The following is a 17,427-nucleotide window of genomic DNA, read 5'->3' as shown; positions in this document are numbered from 1 at the left end:
ATCGCTCCCCACCCAATCGACGTCCCCGCCAGTGACATCCACCATGAATTTGCGAAGCGTCATCCAGTATGCCGGCTTGGTGGGCGTGCTGGTCCTGCTGGTCATCGTGTTCGGTTCGCTGAGCGAGAATTTCCTACAGTGGTCGACGTTCATTTCGATCGCCAATCAGGTCCCGGACCTGACCCTGATCGCGGTCGGCATGACGCTAGTTCTGGTTGTCGGCGGAATCGATCTGTCGGTCGGATCGATCTTGGCGTTTTCATCCGCTGTGCTCGGTGCGTTGATGGTCGACTGGCAATGGTCGCTATGGGCATCGATCCCGTTCTGCGTCGCCGCTGGTGCCGCCTGTGGATTGTTCAACGGATGCGTCAGCGTGCTAGCCCGAATTCCATCGTTCATCGTCACGCTGGGAATGTTGGAAATTGCACGAGGTGCGACGAAACTGGTCACCGATTCTCAAACCAAGTACATCGGTTCGGCGGTCGAAGGAATCGGCGAACCGATTGCCGGCTTGTCGTTGTCGCCCGCGTTCCTGATGGCCATCACGGCGGTCATCGGGGGGCAGTTGCTGCTGACGCGAACCGTGTTCGGGCGCTACTGTATCGCGATCGGCACGAATGCCGAAGCGGTTCGCATGTCCGGCATATCGGCGGCTCCCTACGCCATCGGCGTGTTCGTGATCAGCGGTGCGCTCTGCGGGTTGGCCGGACTGACCTACGCATCTCGGCTTTCGACAGCCGACCCAAACGCGGCGATTGGAATCGAACTCTCTGCGATCGCTGCTTGCGTGATCGGCGGCACCAGCCTGATGGGTGGTCGCGGCAGCGTTGTCAATTCGTTCCTGGGTGTGCTGATCATTGCGGTATTGCAAACCGGCCTGGCGCAGATCGGCGTATCGGATCCGATGAAGCAGATCATTACCGGCTGCGTCATCGTGATCGCCGTCTTACTAGACGCACTGCGCAGCCGACTAGACACGTCCACCAACTAACCCACCGTCTAGCAACGAGCGATCATCTCCCTCCCCCCCCACCTCACTCCCTCCTGCTCCACCGATGCAAAACCAACGTCTAACCACCATCGTCACGTTCCTTGCCCTGGCCTGCACAGGGACCATCGCGCGCTGCCAAACCCCCATCATCTTTGATACCGACATCACCGGTGACGTCGATGATGTGCTGGCGTTGGCGATGCTGCACACGCTTTCCGACAACAAAGAATGCGAACTGCGTGCGGTGACGATTTCCAAGATCCATCCGTTGACCGGTCGAATGGTCGACGCGGTCAACACGTTTTATGGTCGCCCCAATATCCCGATCGGTGTGACCCGCGATGCACAGGTTCGCGACAGCAAGTACCTAGCGATGGTCGACACCCGCGACGAAGGCAAACTGCGATATCCCCATGATGTGACCGGCAACGACGAACTGCCCGACGCAACCCAAGTGCTTCGAAGGACCCTGGCGTCGTCCGAAGACCATTCGGTCGTGATGGTTCAGGTGGGCCTAGCCGCCAATCTGGCCGACCTAGTGGAATCCAAGGCCGACGACATCAGCGACCTGTCGGGACGCGAACTGATCCAGCAGAAGGTTCGGGAAGTCCAGGTGATGGCCGGGGCATTCCAAACCATCGATGGCAAAACGCATTTCTTGGAAGCCAATGTCCGCAATGGCATCCAATCGATGCAGCGTTTCGCTGACCAGTGGCCCAACGACGTCCCGGTCATCTGGAGCGGTTTTGAGATTGGGATCGCGCTGCCGTACCCACGCCAAAGCATCGCCCGCGACTTTGCCTACACCCCGCACCACATCGTTCGCGAAGCCTACCTGCTGTACTGCGGTCCCAACCACGACCGCCCCAGTTGGGACCTGACCAGTGTTTTAGATGCCGTCCGCCCCGATGGCAATTTCTTCGGCCGATCTCAGCCCGGCCGAGTCAGTGTGGAAGATGATGGATTCGTTCGATTCACCCCCAACGAAGAAGGTCGCGATCGCTACCTGACCATGACTGCCGACCAACAAAAACACGTCCTGAAAACCTTGCAGACTCTCGTCTCCCAACCTCCAAGGCAAAACTAACACTCCAGTCCTGAACCTGTGCTCGAACTCAGGATCGAAAGTAGTTCGAGTTTGAGTTTGAGTTTGAGTTTAAGTTTAAGTTTGAGTCGTTGGGGGGGCAGGTTCCTTCCTTGGGGATTGCCGCGGTTGCGATGTTGCTTGCTTGGCCTCGTACGGCGATCGACCACGCTGGTCTACGATCGCACCGCTCGGGGCCATCATCTCTCCCCACACCGCCCGCGGCAGTAGCGATTCCTACGGCCGCCTTTTTTCTGCGCCGACGTCGCTGCAGGTCTGGAAATCCTATGTGCGGGCGAGCAAATCCCGCGTAAACAAGCGTGGTCCGCGGCTTGCCAATCGCAGATCCTTGCAATCGCGGTGGGTGCATCGGCACGACAAATGCAACGGTTGGTCAGTCATTGCTGAGCCACAAGGGTTCAGTAGAAAACCGTTCAAGCCATCGGCTTGCAACTCAGATGCTGCCCTCCCATTTCAGGAATCAAAATCATGTCGGTTCAAAAGACGAAACGCGAAGAGACCCGCGAAGAACTTCGAAACGAAGACCCCATCACCGGCGAAGCCGGATCCCATCCCGTGGGAACCGGTGTCGGTGCAGCACTCGGTGGTGCCGCGGCCGGAGCAGCAGCGGGTGCGGTCGCCGGCCCAGTCGGGACCGTGGCCGGTGCGATCATCGGTGGCGTCGCGGGCGGCTACGCCGGCAAAGCGGTCGCCGAGAATGTCGACCCAACGGTCGAAGCCGCCTACTGGGAACAACAGCACACCAACCGGCCCTACTACAACGACGCCTATCAGTACGATCACTATCGCACGGCCTACCAAGCCGGATGGGAAGCGTACGACGCCGATGCGAACGAAGGCTGGGAAGCACGCGAAGCACTCGCCCGCCAGCGTTGGGAGAACGAGGGCGGATCGAACCACATGACTTGGGACGAGGCGCGACCAGCTGCAATGGACGCCTACACCCGCGTCAATACGCGAACGCAGAAGCCTCGTTAAACGAGGTGATGTAGAAGGAACCTGGATAGGGCAGCATCCATCTGCCCAATCCGTTCGCAATCACCCCGTCGTGAGATTCGCCAGAATTCCTTTCGGACAAACAAGTGTCTTCTGGCGAAGTCCACAACGGAACGCTTTCGCGTGAACTGACGCCTGCTTGGTATTCCGCCGTTACTCCTGCCTCGTGTAGACGGCGGGGTACACGAATTCGGGTTCGCTTGGCGGAAGCAGGTAGCGAAACTCTTCCGATACCGCATCATCGCCGCTGAACAATTGCCACGCCAGCTCGACGGGCGCATCCTCGGCTGGAATGACCGTCGCCGTTAGCAACCAATCACCGGTCTCCGTTCGAGTCACCTTTTGCGCCGTCACCTGACCGCGAAGAACATCAGCCTGGATACGTGGCGGCACGGACTCCGGCAGCGTCCGAAGCGACATGCCGGCAAAGCGTACTTCGATTTCAATCGGGTCCCCTTGTTGCCCCCGGTCCACCGCGAAATTGGTGGCACGGGCCAGCAGGTTGTGGGCGGGCGGGTCTCCGGCAAAGAACTCGACCGTGTAACCGATCGACAGCGGTTCACCCGATTCGGGCAGCGACGGAGGCAACCAATATGCGGCCAGGTTATCCACGCCTTCGTGTGCACCGGGAAGTTCCAATAACCCGATCCGTCCACTGGTCCAAGGCGAATCGGGGGTCACCCAAACGCTTGGTCGCTTGTCGTAACGCGCGTTGTGATCGTCATAGTGATAGAACGCTCGGTTGCGTTGAATCAGCCCGAACCCGTGGACCGCTTCCACTTCGGTAGACGTCACCGATGGATAGTCCTGTCTGGCAAATGCCCGCCAAGACCATTGCTGGATTCCCGATTGAATCAACAATCCATCGCTGTCATGAACCGATGGTCGGGCGTCCTTCGGGGGCCCCGCCAAGCCATCTCCCCAGATCCACATGCTGGTCAGCGGCGCCAGCGCCACCTTGTCGGGTACATCACGAAAGAACAGCTTGGCATCCACATGGATTTCCGTGGACCGATCGCCCGGCGTCAAACGAAATTCGTAGGCGCCCGACACGCTGGGGCTGTCCAGATGCGCCAACACGGTCACGTCTTTCGAATCACGCGTTGGCATGCGAACCCAGAAGGCTCGAAAATCAGGAAACTCCTCCGTCGCTTTCATTCCGATGTTGATCGCCAATCCGCGAGCCGAGGCACCATAGACACAATCAGCGCTGCGCGACCGAAAGTAACTGGAACCCAAGAAGCTCAGCATTTCTTCGGCATCGCTACGTCCTGGAAACTGCCCGACCACCTTCAGCCCCGCATGCCCCGCGCTCGGGATCGTCGCCGGGTCCAACGGTGCTGCGTAGGTGAAGTCGTCTTTGGAAAACTTGACGCGTTGGCAGACAGCGTCCCCATCGGCTAGCGGCGAAAGCGTGAACACATCCACCAAATCGACTTGCACGAAACCGCGGTGAAAGGTTTCCAACCAAAACGGAAGCCCCTGATTGAACCAAGTCGCGCGGTCCGACTTGTACGATGTCTTGATGTAGTCGTCGTACTGCCACGACGCCAACAGTTCGGGCAATTCAGGTGTGGGTGCGACGGGATTCTTGGCCGCCGACTCGGCAAGCATGATCAAGTCATCAAAATCATGCACGTCTGTATATTGAGAGATGGTTTGCGGATCCTCGGCATCGGCCACCGATCCGGCCAACAGAAACGACGCGATCCAGATCAGTCGAAAGATGCGAAACATCTGCTGTTTCTCCAATGCGAGCAAGAATCATCCCGCCAACATCATCCGCACCGACAAACCTCTAGGCAATCGGGGCAAGGCATCGTTTGTCGGAGGCGCCCTCTGGACGTGGACTCTGCGTGATCGGGGCATCAAGTGCTTTTGCCTTCACGGCCCCCGCCGCGGTGGATGCCCCAAACAGTGGGTGGCATATCAACTGAGCGCTTCGACATCAGTTGCACGAAAACCTGCTCGATCGAGCGCCCGTTGTGCCGCGTGGTGCTGCATGAACGGTTTCCAAACACCTTCATTGGTCAGGTTTGCGGCCGACAGGAGTGTGATTCCGGTGTCGATTCCAATCACGTCGCTGCCGATCCACCCGGTCGCCGGATTGAACGCGTTGGTGAATCCATACCGCCCGTAAACCTTTTGCCCATAATGATCCCGTTGGTAGATCAACGTTCGTAAGGACTGCTCCGGCACGGTCGCCAATGCACCACCGGCAGCGCTTGGCACCACGGTGCCATCGATCCCCCGTTCGGGACGCGTGACACCATCTTCGTAGGGACCACCCCAATCGCGGTAACCGGCCACACTGTCGCTGCTGGTGATCCCCCACAGGTCGTCGCCATAGTGACCAAGCGAGGCACTTTGTTGCGACAGCGACTTTAAGTACGCGATTTGGGCTTGGTGAGCGGTCAACGAATTTTGCCAATAGCTGCGGCCACTTGGTGAAACAACGTTGCGGAAATCAAAAAATGCGTGCGGGTACTGATGCACGAACAGGGGCGGATAGGACAAGAATGGCTGGCCGTTGTGGTGCAAGGTCTTCGTCCGCCGCCAAGCATTCCAACACTCGCCGGGAATCGAATGCGTCGGTGCACCGATCGCCAACAGTACCAGGATCGTCAATTCGCTGAACGTGTCCCATTGGTGGCTTATCATCCCCGATTCCGGGGTCCACCCCATGTGCAAACAGCCGTTATCGCCAAGCATCGAACGCCATTCGACCCGGCGGTACAACGCGCCCGCCATGGACACGATGTCGGCATCGTCGGCAAAGACCTGGGACGCGTGCATGGCACCAGCCACCATCAGGGCGGTGTCAATCGTCGACGCTTCACACCGCATCGCTCGCTTGCCCGTCCCTCGGTCAATGAAGTGATACACAAACCCGCGTTCGTGCTGGGCAAGTTCCAACAGGCTGCCCAGCATCCGTCGAACGTGTTCTTTGGCCGATGGCCGATCAACCCAACCTTGATTCGCCGCCACGCCATGACCGGCCAGAGCAAACCCACACGCGGCCGTACTGGCGCAATCGCTGAATTGACTGCCGTCGGTGCGACCACGGTCAGCCACCAAACCGGTCTTCGGGTGGGCCGCTTCCACCAAATACCGGTAACAACGCCGACCGACGTCGCTTAAGAATTCGGCTTTGTCGCGTTCCATGGCTAGCGTCCAAGCGTCTTGGGCATTGAAGGCCTGTTGCGGATCGCGTGATCGATCACCGGCCATTGAATGCGATCCGGCGTGATGCAAACGGGATGCCGCGGTAACCAGACCGGCAGCTAGAAAAAGACGTCGCTTCATGCGATTCCTAGTAACGATAGTCATCGGTGGGGGGATCAGGCGGGGGGCGTCCGAGCACGCACAACAGACGTACGGTCGCAGACACTTCCATTATATGACCGGCTAAGGATCCGAAACCCCAATTGCGCGATTGAAATCCGCCGGGCGTACTCTCATGCGACGTTGAAAACCGATGAATACCTTGGAAAGCGACGGAAACAGCCCGAAATCCCGCCCCTCGCGAACGATGCGATTCGACGCGGTAGCGAAGTTCGTCCAGCCTCGAAATACAAGCGGATCCGATCTTCTTAGTCGCGAAGGCCCTTTCGCTGCCAGATCGTCTGGCGAAGCAGAGTTCAACGTGGTGAGAAATCGAGCAACGGGTCATCGCCCCCCCGAACACGCCCACCCCAACGGCACAACAATCGAAATGGCCGGTGCACCCTCGTCCGCAAATCTTCATCAAGCCTAACAACGATCCAGCGAACCTAATCCAGCGTCGACGAGGCCCAAAGTTACCCTTGTGACGCGTGCCCTCAGATCGCCGTATTCAATCCACCGATCCAGTCACACACTTTCTTTCATCTCTTCTCTTCAAAGCGCCGTTTTGGCGCAGGATTTGAACTTGTCGGTACTCATCGACTTTCCAGTCCTACTCTTCTCTTTCGAATCTAATCACACACAGTGACTGCCATGAACGCCACATTGCAAGCGACAGCACCGTCGCGCCAAAATGTTGATGCAGCGGAACCAACCGTGATCACTTCTCTGCTTCGAGGCTTGCCCGATACGTGCGTTGTCATCCCTCCGGCACAGGTACGCCGCATGAAGCCAAATCCAACGCCGGCGATGATCGCACCCCTGCGAGGCGATTGGTGGTTAGGACTGGCGTGGAAATGCGTCGGCGGTTTTGCAACACCCGATATGAGCCGCGGGCGTGCCCGTTCCAGCATGTCGTCGCTAGGAGCGTCCCGCTATGAATCGTAATCCGACGTCCGGCGACGCCGGAACGAGGGTTCATTCAACAGCCAAACAATCCCCCCGCGCCGTGCGTTGGTGGATCGCCAGCTTGACGGTGGTCGGCACCGCGGCAGGCATCGCTGTGTACGCCGCCAACTTGGCTGCCGGTGGTTGGAACCCGTTCGAAGTAGCCGCATTCCCACTGTTCGCAATCCTGTTCGGCTGGATCGTGTTCTCGTTCCTGGCGTCGACAGTCGGGTTCATTTCGGCCATCGGAGATCGATCCACCACCGCTCCGGTGCATCCACCGGCCGAAGGTCCAACCGCGGTGCTGGTGCCGATCTACAACGAGAGCCCCGACGACGTGTTTGCTCGTGTCGCCGCCATGGTGATGTCGTTGCGAGAACAGGACCATCAACTCGGATGCGACCGTGCATCCGACTTCCACTTCTACATTCTTAGCGATACGACTGACCCCGAAGTGTGGTTGGCCGAAGAACTTGCCTGGTCGCGGCTAAACCAACAACTCACCAGCGACGAGATCGATCGACCACCGCACGTCTATTACCGGCATCGCAGCAAAAATATCGCTCGCAAAGCGGGCAACATCGCAGACTTTTGTGAGCGCTGGTCCGCACCGTATTCGTTCATGATCGTGCTAGACGCCGACAGCCTGCTGGAACCTGCGACCATGGTGGCGATGGTCGACACCATGGCAGCGGATCCCAAACTGGGCATTCTGCAGGTTCCCCCGACACCGATCGGTCGCGAATCCTACTTTGCCCGTCTGCAGCAGTTTTCGGCAGCCGCCTATGGGCAGATCAGTTGCCGTGGCTTTGACGCCTGGGCTGGTTCGCAAGGCAACTATTGGGGCCACAACGCGATCCTTCGTGTTGATGCGTTCTGCGAAAGTTGCGACTTGCCGCTGCTGCCCGGTAAAGCTCCGCTGGGTGGCGAAATCCTGTCGCACGACTTTGTCGAAGCCGCATTGATGGTTCGCGACGGGTGGAACGTCCGCCTAGCGAATCATCTAGGCGGTTCCTACGAAGAATGTCCGACGACGCTGACCGACTATGCGATGCGAGATCAACGTTGGTGCCAAGGCAACTTGCAGCACAGCCGTTTGATCCTTAGCGAAGGCTTTCATCCGGCCAGTCGATTGCATTTCTTCAGCGGCGTGCTGGCGTACGCGGCATCCCCGATCTGGTTGCTGTGGACTGCCCTTGCGGTGGCGGGTTGGTTCATCGAACCGGCCGCAAACAGCGTGGGCCGCACCAGTTGGTTGCCTAGCCAGTTTGCATTGTTCCTGATCGCGATGAGCTTCCTGCTGATTCCCAAACTGTATGGCGTGATCGCGATCATCGCCCAAAGCCGCAGCGACCAATTCGGCGGCCCCATTCGATTGGCCCTCAGCGCGCTGCTAGAGACATGCATGTCGATCCTGCTGTCACCCCTGATGGCTGTGCTGCATTCACGATTCGTCATCACAACGCTGCTTGGTCGCCAAGTCCGTTGGAACGCACAAAATCGTGGCGAACAAGGCGTTTCGTTGACGGCCGCTGCGACCGACTACGGTGTGCATACGTTATTGGGAATCGCCGTCGCCACGGTCGTGTTCATCTGGGCAACTCCGCTGACTTGGTGGATGGCACCGTTGGTTGCGGGACTGATTCTGGCCATCCCTTTGGCCATGATGCTGGGCAGCCGATCGATCGGTCAATTGCTAAGCCGGTGGGGTTTGCTCCGCATTCCGCAGGAGGCTGCACGACCGCAAGTGAGCCGACTGCAGCAACAAACCTTGGCGTCTTACACTACCGCCGCGACGGATGACGACATGTCCCGGTTCGAGCGGTTGCTGACCAGTCCAAGTTTTTACAAGCTGCATGATCGAGTGCTGGACGCTAGCGATTCCAACGTTGAGATGTCCCAGACCGATCGTGACCAGATCCTGCAAGCCGCTCATCGCAGCATCGCAGAGATCCCCCACGATCAACGTCGAGCCATCTTGAGCGACCGACAACTACTGCAACAGCTGCACGCCATCGCCCAGTTGGCCAGTCAACAGCCGACGATGAATCCGGTCCCCGTGCAGCCGGCATAACTGCCATTGCCGGATTGATCGGCAAAGAATGTCGCGCCGACACGCTGGACGTTTTCACGGCGTGTTGGTTGGCCAAGATGGTCGCTGATCGTTCCGCACGCGATCAGTTCGGCTAGGTGAATCGTCATTTGGCAGCATTCGGTGTCGCGGCAACGTCGCTGGCAGTCGATCCCTGCACGGGTTTCCACTGGCGGAACGCACTTTCTAGCCCGCCTAGGGTCATCCATTTGACACCAACTTGGCATGGCAATCGCACGGTTAGGAGTCATCTGGCGATTCAAGAGAGCCGCATTAGGCCAAAGCCTCGGCTCCGCCCCCGTAACGACCGGGGCTATCGCCCACACGGCTCTAGCAACCCATAGGCAGCGGTCGCCCAGACGGGGAATCGACCCAACGAATCCTGGCCGCTTGCCTCGCACGAAGCCATAACCATCCAATATGAGACGACCTGATATGCCCAAATTCAACCATACCGACGATCGCATCAGCGAAGGCGAATCGCCAAGCATCCATTTGCCAGATACCAAGCAAAAGGCGGCCGATCCGCCGGTCAAAAAGCGTCGGCGTACCGACGGCCGGCCAATCAAGGCGAAAAAGAAAGGCACCGGACTTCCAAACACGCTGCTGGAAGACAGAACGATCGACGAGCTTCAGAATCGAGCATCTGAATTGCAGATCGATGGCCGCAGCGATATGGACAAGCAAGCCTTGATCAACGCCATCCGAACCGCACTACGTTAACACACGTCGAAGATTGATAGATCGCGGTCGCGGCGTGCCAATTCGATTCGGACGCATCCTGAGGTCCGACCGCGAGAAGCCCCCCCGCGTACCGGATAATTGTCCGACAACCTATCGTTGCCGCGATTACTTTTGCAGTAAATTCAGCGAGGGCGATGTCGTGATGATCGCAGGCGGATTCTGGACCGCGTTTTCGGAATCGTCGTCCGAGCCTGCTCCAGACATCCACATGACGGCCGCGAGTGCGAAAGCACCGAAGGCCAGGATCAGCATGTACGACAGCGCCACCAACGAAAACGTGGACCCGGCCACCTTTTTGTCGATTGGAACCTCGACGTCCTCGGTGAACGCCTTCTTCGTTTCCTCGGCAATGCCTGCGTCTTGGTTTGTATCCGTCATCGCTTTTTCCTGAGTTTGTGTTTCATATCAGCCCCGCACGGCCTTCGGCAGATCGCTCACGGGGACATCGCTATGACGTTGCATCTTCCGTGCCGCACGCCTCGTGGACGGCGAGACGGCAGCCGCAGCCACAGCCGCCGTGGCGAATGCCCGAAGAAGCTTCCTGTCTTAACGCAACCGATCCGGGTGACTTGCGTTTCTGGGCGGCAGCCATCTGCTTCGCCACGCACCCCATCGCCACGCACCCCATCGCCACGCACGTCCGATAGAGATGCGACCACTGACGCAGCAAGCCGCTGGCGACAGCGCTGCCAATGTGAACGAATTGCGATCAGGTCGGAACGGAAACCGGCATTGATCGAATAGCGTTCATCAAGAAATGGGCTACACGGTCTAGCAAGCACGTGAATCGCGTGTATTCGCCACAACACGATTTAAATTTGCCGAAACAATTCGATTGGCCCGCAAAGTGCAACCACTACATCTTCGTTAGCCCGCATCCGTAAGCGGCAAACGAGTCACCTGTATCCATTCCTAGTAACCAAGGAACAGAACGATGAATTGGGATCAGATCAAAGGCAAATGGAAACAAGCCAAAGGCCAAGCCCAACAGAAATGGGGCGACCTGACCGATGATGACCTCGACCGAGTCGACGGCAAACGCGAAGAAATGGTTGGCATCGTCCAGGAACGTTATGGCATTGCCAAAGAAGAAGCCGAGAAGCAAGTCAAAGAATTTGAATCCTCTTGCAACTGCTAGCCATTTGGGCGATGGAGGAGTGCATTGAAATCCCGTCCCCACAGCGAAGGTCGCTAGACGGTTCTGTGCAAACTCTCCATCCCCCTTCCACTTATCCATCCACATTCCATTCGGAGAAACCAACATGAAACGCACCATTCAATTATTCACCGCGACCGCAGCCGCCGCATGCCTGATGCTTCCCACTGCACAGGCTCAAGAGACAGTGACGCGGGACCGCGTGCAATCTCAAACAGCGGACGCTGGCCGGCTCGACTCCAAGACCCGCGGGACCAGCATCCGAGTTAGCCAACTGATTGGATACAACATCCAGAACTCGCAAGGCGAAAGCGTCGGTGAGATCAACGACATCGTGATCGACAGCCGCACCGGCAAGGTCCGCTACGCCGCGGTGACCTACGGTGGGTTCCTGGGCGTCGGCAACAAATTGTTTGCTGTCCCGTTCGAGGCTTTCAAAGTCCAAGTGGATCCTGACGAAGTCGGTGACGACGACATCGACGCCGACGATTACGTCCTGGTTCTGAATGTCACCCAAGAACAACTCGACGGCCAGCAAGGCTTTGACGAAGACAACTGGCCGGACATGGCGGACCGAAAATGGGCCGCCGACCTGGACAAGCGTTACGGCGTGAAGCGAAACATGGATGCCAAAGATCGATTGAATCGTCGCAATCGTGAAAACAACAACCAGTAGTCACGGATGAATGCTGTAAGCGTTGGGCTGCCGCGGGTATGCGTACCTGCGGCGGCCTTTCGTCATTGACAGAACTTGCTTGAATCCCCCCCTAACCATTACGCGGATACGAAAACGATGAGAAATTTCATTGCCACAGGACTGTTGGCGACTGCCCTAGCGATCACGGGCTGCGACGTCGACGTCAACGAAACCGGCCCCGTGCCTGCAACCACCGATGGTGTCAACGTCGATGTCGACACCCCGGCCGAAAACCGGCTGGAACGTCGCGAAGAGCGCCGCGAGAACCTACGTGACGCAGTCGACAACGTTGACGTGAAAGTAGGCGACGGCGGAGTTCAAGTCGACGTCGACGGGGAATAAGTCAGTCCGATGAATCGCCAACCGGATGACCGCACGACCGAGTCCAAGCCGTCAAAGGCGGCGGGTGTTGTTTCGACACGCATCTGTGCGGCCATGTTGGTCCTGTACGCGCTGTACTTCGCACGATCACTCGTGATCCCCACGATGACAGCGCTCGTTCTGTATCTGACACTGCGACCGATCGTCCGGCGTGCGCGGCGGTTTGGTATCCCGCCGGTGGCCAGTGCGACGGGCATCATTGCGGGGATCACCCTGCTGTTGGGACTCAGCACCTACCTTGTCTTTGACCCCGCGCAGCAAACGATCGCCAACGCTCCTGAACACCTGTCGGTAGTGAAACAGAAACTGTCGTTTGTAACCGAGCGGTTGAAGGATGTTGACGAGGCAACCGAGGAACTTGCGGAAGCGGAAGACAGTGCGTCAAACGATCCCCAGGAAGACGAACCAGTCCCCGTCGAGATCAAGCAACCCAGTTGGACTAGCGGTTGGACCTACCTTAGCGGGACTGGCAACCTAGTTTCGTTCGTAACCGTGTGCATCGCTCTGCTGTACTTCTTGCTCGCGACGGGCGACGACCTGTTGCGTAGCATCATGCACGCATTGCCCGATTTCACCGCCCGGCGAAAGTTGATCGAAGTCATCCAGAACGTCCAGGAAGGTCTGGGCACCTACCTAGCCAAGATATCGACCATCAATGCATGCCTTGGCGTCAGCGTCGGTATCGCGATGTGGTTGCTGGGCATGCCATCGCCGGTCCTGTGGGGAGTGATGGCGTTCACGTTTAACTTCATTCCGATCCTGGGTGCGATCACCGGGGCGGTCATCATCTTTGTGGTCGCGTTGGTCAGTTTTGATCCGACGTACTACGCGTTCGTCGTTGCCGCGACGTTTCTGACTCTGACGTCGTTGGAAGGCCAGTTCATCACGCCTGTTGTGCTTGGACGATCGATGAGCATTAGTCCCATCTTGGTGTTCTTGTCGATTGTGTTGTGGGGTTGGATGTGGGGAATCATGGGCGTCTTCCTAAGCGTTCCGATCCTGATCGCCGCCCGAATGGCGTGCGAGGGGTACGATGGCTTGCAACCGATGGCGATGATCTTAGGTGCGGAGGTTCCCGAGGCGACGACAGAAGCATCCGAACAGACACGCGAAGCGGAAAGCGAGACCGCCAACGCCAAGATGATCGATTCGGCACATGTGTCGGTTGGTCGTCCGCATTCCCCCCGAACATCAGCGACGCCTGCGAATTAGGGTTTTCCTAGACTCGCAATGGAAGCCCGTTGCACTTGCAAGTATCTTGTCGCTGACAGCGGCCCTGCCAACCCGATCGTCGTCCCGATCGTCGAACGCCAAGCTCCACCGCTAGTGATCTGCACGAACTGCATCCCGCCCCACCCCTTCCCGCCCCAAAGCCCCCATCGATGTCACGCCCCACCTGCTTTGCTTGGCCAATCTTGCTTGCCACCGTCATGGTTTCGTGCGTATCCGCCAACGCAGCCGCCCCGGTCAAAGTCATCCTTGATACGGATATGGCTAGCGACTGCGACGACGCGGGTGCGATCGCGGTGCTGCATGCGCTTGCCGATACTGGTGAAGCCGAAATCCTGGCAGTGGTCACCAATTGCAAAGCATCCACCAACGCTTCCTGTGCTGCGGTGGACACCATCAACACTTTCTATGGTCGTGGCGACATCCCGATCGGCAGCGACAAGGACGGCCACAAAACATCCTGGGGAGGCGGCAGTGCGTTCACGCCTGGACTACGGGATCGATTCCCACACGACGCGTTGCCCGACGACCAGATGCCCGATGCAGGGGACGTCTATCGCGACGTGCTTTCGTCACAGGAAGACGGATCGGTTGTCATCTGCAGCGTCGGCGCCCTCAGCAATTTGGAAGACCTGATCCAATCGCCCGACGGTTTGAAACTTGTCCAACAAAAGGTCCGGCAATTGGTGGTCATGGGCGGACAATTCCCCGAATCGGATAGACCCGAAACCAACATTCGGCTGGACCCATCGGCCGCGGTCGCCGTCGTCAACCGATGGCCCACACCGATCCTGTGGCAAGGTTTCGAAGTCGGGGCCGCATTGATCTGCGGCGATACACTGAAGAGCCAACCGGATTCAAACCCTGTCAAACTGGCCTTCGCCCTGCGTCCATTTGGCGATGGCAAAGCAATCGACCACGGCAAGCCTGCACATGACCAGGCGGCAGTCTTGCTAGCCGTTCGCGGAACCGATCCGACCTTTTGGCAGACCAGTGAAGCCGGCCGAGTGGTGATCGATTCCGATGGGCATAGCCGGTGGAAATACGACAGGCGAGGCGATGACCATTATGTCCGGATCGTTGGCACCCCTGATCGATTGACCCAACAAATCAACGAACTGATGACGACCCGCTGAGGCCGAATGGTGGGTCGTGGGCACGCGAACGATCGACGAAAACAGCACCAACCACAGCGGTTCGATAGGCCATGACGCTCTGCGTTGTCGCATCCGCCTAGCCGGCGGAGTATCATCGCCGTCATGTTGAACAAAATATCTAGCTGGATGCTGCCTGCCGCCCCGATCATTGCGTTGGTCGTCGCCCTCATTGCACACCGCTGTGGCCTCACGTCCCCCGCGTCTGCCTGTGCATGGGTTGCGATTACCTGTGCGCTTTGGTGGATCTTCGAATGCACACACATTGCCATCGCAGGACTGTTGCCCTTCGTGGCCTTTCCGGTTTTGGGGGTGTTGGACCATGGACGTGTCGCCCAGTCCTACGGACACACCATCATCCTGTTGTTGATGGGCGGATTTTTCCTGTCGGCGTCGATGGAAAAAAGCGGTGCGCACCGACGAATTGCCCTGTCGATGGTCAAAGCGGTTGGTGGCCAGGGCGGTCGGCGGCTGGTGCTGGGGTTCATGCTGGCCACGTCGCTGCTATCGATGTGGATCAGCAACTCGGCAACGACATTGATGATCCTGCCCATCGCGCTTGCCGTCCTGTCGGATGCCAACGACCCGAAGTTGCGGACGCCGCTTTTGTTGGGGATCGCCTATGCCGCCAGCATCGGTGGCATGGCGACGCCGATTGGAACGCCGCCCAACGTGTACTTCATGAGCTTCATGCAGACGGAGTACGACATCGAACTAACGTTCGGACAGTGGATGTCCATCGGTCTTCCCATCACCTGCATCTTGTTTCCCGCGATATGGCTATGGGTGACGCGAAGTCTGAAAGACGCCATGCCACTTGTCATGCCCGAAGTCGGCGACTGGCGACCGAGTGAACGCAGAGTGCTATGGGTGTTTGCGTTCACGGCCGCCGCCTGGATCTTCCGCTTGGCTCCCTTTGGGGGCTGGTCACAGTTCTTGCCAGATGGCGGATCCGCCGTCGGCGATACCACCGTTGCCCTGGCCGCGTCATTGTTCCTGTTCCTGTGCCCATCCGGCGAACCCGCGCCGAAACCCGACAAACTAACCAGCGGCGTTTTGCCAACCTCGACGTTGCTGGACTGGCAGACCGCCAAAGGCATCCCGTGGGGCATCCTGATCATGTTCGGTGGCGGCATCGCACTTGCCGACGGATTCAAATCGACGGGCCTAAGCGAATCGATCGGCAACCAATTGACGATCTTCAACACAGCCCCGTCGTGGGTGGTCGTGCTTTCGGTCTGCCTGCTGGTGACCTTTCTGACTGAAATGACCAGCAGTACCGCAACGGCGATGCTGATGATGCCAATCCTGGCGGGCCTCGCCGACGCGACCAACATGTCCCCGCAGTCCGTCCTGATCCCGGGAACCATCAGCGCGTCCTGCGCGTTCATGTTGCCGGTGGCGACAGCCCCCAATGTGATCATCTTTGGTGCAGGCGGAATTCGCACCGCCGACATGGCACGAAATGGTTTCGCGCTCAATATCTACGCATCCATCGTCATCACCACTGTCGCATTGCTGCTGGGCTAGACCCCCGCATCGCCCATCGATTTCGTCTAAAATGGGTGCCGATCGCTTTCCATCGGTCGCTTTTCTTGATCCTCTCCTTTTCATGGACACCTACGATGCCGCTTCATCCGCAGGCCCAAGCATTCGCGGACATGGTTGCCCAGCAGGATTCAGCGGGCTGGGAAGACCAGCGTCCCGAGGAAGCACGCATCGCCTTTGCCGGAATGACCGAGCGGTTCGGAGACGCCCCCGACTTGGCTCGCGTTGAAGACCATGATGCTGGCGACGGTGTTCGAATTCGCGTGTACGGCCACGACGCGGATAGCCCTTCCGCCGCAGTCGTTTTCTTTCATGGTGGCGGTTGGGTGCTTGGGAATCTTGAATCGCACGATGCAGTCTGCCGACGCTTGGCGGCTTTTTCCAAATGCACCGTCGTTGCCGTCGACTACCGTCTGGCGCCTGAAAACCCTTTCCCCGGCCCGGTGGACGATTGCTACGCCGCGCTGAAACATATCGTCGATCACTGCGATGCCCTTTCGATCGATCCGAATCGGATCGCGGTTGCCGGTGACAGCGCCGGGGCGAACTTGGCGATCGCTGTCGCCATGAAAGCACGTGACGAAGATGGGCCGACCCTCCAATTTCAGTTGCTGTTGTACCCCGTCATTGAACCCAAATTCGAAACGCAAACGTACGTCCAATTCGCACAAGGATACGGTTTGACGCGTGCGACGATGCAGTATTTTTGGCAACAGTATTTGGGGGCCGCCCCCGGTGAATCGCCAGCATCGAAAATGCCGCTGGCGGTACCCTCCAAAGCGATTTCGCTGGCAGGGCTCCCGCCCACTCATGTTGTCACGGCCGAGTACGACGTTCTTCGCGACGAAGGCGAATCGTTCGCTCGATTACTCTCTGACGATGGCGTACCGACAACCCTGCGACGGTACGACGGCATGCTGCACGGATTCATCCACTTTGCCGGACTGTTCGACACCGGCGTCCTGGCAACCGAAGATGTCGCGACGATCCTTCGCAAAAAGCTGCACTGACCGGGCGCAGGCGTCCTGTTCGCCGCGTCCCAAACCACGTTCATCGCGTTT

17 protein-coding genes are annotated in these 17,427 nt (G+C 58.4%); 13 read left to right on the top strand and 4 right to left on the bottom strand.

The annotated features are described in order from the left end of the window. Positions 1–43 precede the first annotated feature (43 nt). The 3 genes from K227x_RS02905 (at position 44) to K227x_RS02895 (ending at position 3,074) form a co-directional block, all read left to right on the top strand. Positions 44–991, top strand: a complete 948-nt coding sequence (locus K227x_RS02905; RefSeq protein ID WP_218933736.1) for an ABC transporter permease — start codon at positions 44–46, stop codon at positions 989–991. Positions 992–1,055: 64 nt separating this feature from the next. Next, entirely contained in the window at positions 1,056–2,078 is a 1,023-nt protein-coding gene (locus K227x_RS02900; RefSeq protein ID WP_145167997.1) for a nucleoside hydrolase, read from the top strand. 486 nt (positions 2,079–2,564) lie between these two features. Next, entirely contained in the window at positions 2,565–3,074 is a 510-nt protein-coding gene (locus K227x_RS02895; RefSeq protein WP_145167996.1) for a hypothetical protein, read from the top strand. A 171-nt stretch (positions 3,075–3,245) separates the two neighbouring features. On the opposite strand, the gene K227x_RS02890 is transcribed toward K227x_RS02895, so the two are convergent. After that, positions 3,246–4,829 (bottom strand): glucan biosynthesis protein, encoded by a 1,584-nt coding sequence (locus K227x_RS02890; protein ID WP_145167995.1) that lies wholly within the window; start codon positions 4,827–4,829, stop codon positions 3,246–3,248. 192 nt (positions 4,830–5,021) lie between these two features. Beyond that, complete coding sequence (locus tag K227x_RS02885; RefSeq protein ID WP_145167994.1) at positions 5,022–6,398, bottom strand: glucoamylase family protein; 1,377 nt, start codon at positions 6,396–6,398, stop codon at positions 5,022–5,024. Positions 6,399–7,070: 672 nt separating this feature from the next. Here K227x_RS02885 and K227x_RS30195 point away from each other — a divergent pair. After that, the gene (locus K227x_RS30195; RefSeq protein ID WP_218933735.1) at positions 7,071–7,364 is read left to right on the top strand and encodes a hypothetical protein; all 294 of its coding nucleotides are present in this window, start codon (positions 7,071–7,073) and stop codon (positions 7,362–7,364) included. Continuing rightward, positions 7,354–9,438 carry a glucans biosynthesis glucosyltransferase MdoH gene (gene mdoH / locus K227x_RS02880; protein ID WP_145167993.1) on the top strand — a complete coding sequence of 695 codons (2,085 nt, stop codon included), beginning with the start codon at positions 7,354–7,356 and terminating at the stop codon, positions 9,436–9,438. The genes K227x_RS30195 and mdoH overlap by 11 nt, the downstream gene beginning before the upstream one ends. Here the strand turns inward: mdoH and K227x_RS30190 are convergent. Continuing rightward, positions 9,396–9,566, bottom strand: a complete 171-nt coding sequence (locus tag K227x_RS30190) for a hypothetical protein (RefSeq protein ID WP_218933734.1) — start codon at positions 9,564–9,566, stop codon at positions 9,396–9,398. The two genes, mdoH and K227x_RS30190, sit on opposite strands and share 43 nt — an antisense overlap. Positions 9,567–9,876: 310 nt before the next feature. Here K227x_RS30190 and K227x_RS02875 point away from each other — a divergent pair, with 310 nt between their 5' ends. Then, positions 9,877–10,179: a Rho termination factor N-terminal domain-containing protein gene (locus tag K227x_RS02875; protein ID WP_218933733.1), complete on the top strand. Its 303-nt coding sequence runs from the start codon at positions 9,877–9,879 to the stop codon at positions 10,177–10,179. Between the two features lie 126 nt (positions 10,180–10,305). Here the strand turns inward: K227x_RS02875 and K227x_RS02870 are convergent, their stop codons facing one another. Next, on the bottom strand, positions 10,306–10,578 hold the full coding sequence (locus K227x_RS02870; RefSeq protein WP_145167991.1) for a hypothetical protein: 273 nt from the start codon (positions 10,576–10,578) through the stop codon (positions 10,306–10,308). A 556-nt stretch (positions 10,579–11,134) separates the two neighbouring features. Here K227x_RS02870 and K227x_RS02865 point away from each other — a divergent pair. The 7 genes from K227x_RS02865 (at position 11,135) to K227x_RS02835 (ending at position 17,376) form a co-directional block, all read left to right on the top strand. Further along, a complete protein-coding gene (locus K227x_RS02865; protein WP_145167990.1) occupies positions 11,135–11,338 on the top strand; it encodes a CsbD family protein in 204 nt (67 codons plus the stop codon). 124 nt (positions 11,339–11,462) lie between these two features. Then, the gene (locus tag K227x_RS02860) at positions 11,463–12,032 is read left to right on the top strand and encodes a PRC-barrel domain-containing protein (RefSeq protein ID WP_145167989.1); all 570 of its coding nucleotides are present in this window, start codon (positions 11,463–11,465) and stop codon (positions 12,030–12,032) included. Positions 12,033–12,149: 117 nt separating this feature from the next. After that, positions 12,150–12,395, top strand: a complete 246-nt coding sequence (locus K227x_RS02855) for a hypothetical protein (protein WP_145167988.1) — start codon at positions 12,150–12,152, stop codon at positions 12,393–12,395. 9 nt (positions 12,396–12,404) lie between these two features. Then, entirely contained in the window at positions 12,405–13,646 is a 1,242-nt protein-coding gene (locus tag K227x_RS02850; protein ID WP_145167987.1) for an AI-2E family transporter, read from the top strand. Positions 13,647–13,816: 170 nt separating this feature from the next. Next, on the top strand, positions 13,817–14,800 hold the full coding sequence (locus K227x_RS02845) for a nucleoside hydrolase (RefSeq protein ID WP_145167986.1): 984 nt from the start codon (positions 13,817–13,819) through the stop codon (positions 14,798–14,800). A gap of 123 nt (positions 14,801–14,923) precedes the next feature. After that, positions 14,924–16,348 (top strand): SLC13 family permease, encoded by a 1,425-nt coding sequence (locus K227x_RS02840; RefSeq protein WP_246146460.1) that lies wholly within the window; start codon positions 14,924–14,926, stop codon positions 16,346–16,348. Positions 16,349–16,443: 95 nt separating this feature from the next. Continuing rightward, complete coding sequence (locus K227x_RS02835; RefSeq protein ID WP_145167985.1) at positions 16,444–17,376, top strand: alpha/beta hydrolase; 933 nt, start codon at positions 16,444–16,446, stop codon at positions 17,374–17,376. The last annotated feature ends 51 nt before the right edge of the window (positions 17,377–17,427 follow it).

The sequence above is a fragment of the Rubripirellula lacrimiformis genome (genome assembly GCF_007741535.1).
Lineage (GTDB): Bacteria > Planctomycetota > Planctomycetia > Pirellulales > Pirellulaceae > Rubripirellula > Rubripirellula lacrimiformis.
This window is presented reverse-complemented; position numbering and strand designations above follow the sequence as displayed.

What these genes read in the sequence shown, in the direction of transcription:
- mdoH (WP_145167993.1), top strand. Translation starts at nt 7,354, where the DNA reads ATGAATCGTAATCCGACGTCCGGCGACGCCGGAACGAGGGTTCATTCA.
- K227x_RS02895 (WP_145167996.1), top strand. Translation starts at nt 2,565, where the DNA reads ATGTCGGTTCAAAAGACGAAACGCGAAGAGACCCGCGAAGAACTTCGA.
- K227x_RS02840 (WP_246146460.1), top strand. Translation starts at nt 14,924, where the DNA reads ATGTTGAACAAAATATCTAGCTGGATGCTGCCTGCCGCCCCGATCATT.
- K227x_RS02860 (WP_145167989.1), top strand. Translation starts at nt 11,463, where the DNA reads ATGAAACGCACCATTCAATTATTCACCGCGACCGCAGCCGCCGCATGC.
- K227x_RS02900 (WP_145167997.1), top strand. Translation starts at nt 1,056, where the DNA reads ATGCAAAACCAACGTCTAACCACCATCGTCACGTTCCTTGCCCTGGCC.
- K227x_RS02870 (WP_145167991.1), bottom strand. Translation starts at nt 10,578, where the DNA reads ATGACGGATACAAACCAAGACGCAGGCATTGCCGAGGAAACGAAGAAG.
- K227x_RS02885 (WP_145167994.1), bottom strand. Translation starts at nt 6,398, where the DNA reads ATGAAGCGACGTCTTTTTCTAGCTGCCGGTCTGGTTACCGCGGCATCC.
- K227x_RS02905 (WP_218933736.1), top strand. Translation starts at nt 44, where the DNA reads ATGAATTTGCGAAGCGTCATCCAGTATGCCGGCTTGGTGGGCGTGCTG.
- K227x_RS02850 (WP_145167987.1), top strand. Translation starts at nt 12,405, where the DNA reads ATGAATCGCCAACCGGATGACCGCACGACCGAGTCCAAGCCGTCAAAG.
- K227x_RS02855 (WP_145167988.1), top strand. Translation starts at nt 12,150, where the DNA reads ATGAGAAATTTCATTGCCACAGGACTGTTGGCGACTGCCCTAGCGATC.
- K227x_RS30190 (WP_218933734.1), bottom strand. Translation starts at nt 9,566, where the DNA reads ATGACGATTCACCTAGCCGAACTGATCGCGTGCGGAACGATCAGCGAC.
- K227x_RS02890 (WP_145167995.1), bottom strand. Translation starts at nt 4,829, where the DNA reads ATGTTTCGCATCTTTCGACTGATCTGGATCGCGTCGTTTCTGTTGGCC.
- K227x_RS02875 (WP_218933733.1), top strand. Translation starts at nt 9,877, where the DNA reads ATGAGACGACCTGATATGCCCAAATTCAACCATACCGACGATCGCATC.
- K227x_RS30195 (WP_218933735.1), top strand. Translation starts at nt 7,071, where the DNA reads ATGAACGCCACATTGCAAGCGACAGCACCGTCGCGCCAAAATGTTGAT.
- K227x_RS02865 (WP_145167990.1), top strand. Translation starts at nt 11,135, where the DNA reads ATGAATTGGGATCAGATCAAAGGCAAATGGAAACAAGCCAAAGGCCAA.
- K227x_RS02835 (WP_145167985.1), top strand. Translation starts at nt 16,444, where the DNA reads ATGCCGCTTCATCCGCAGGCCCAAGCATTCGCGGACATGGTTGCCCAG.
- K227x_RS02845 (WP_145167986.1), top strand. Translation starts at nt 13,817, where the DNA reads ATGTCACGCCCCACCTGCTTTGCTTGGCCAATCTTGCTTGCCACCGTC.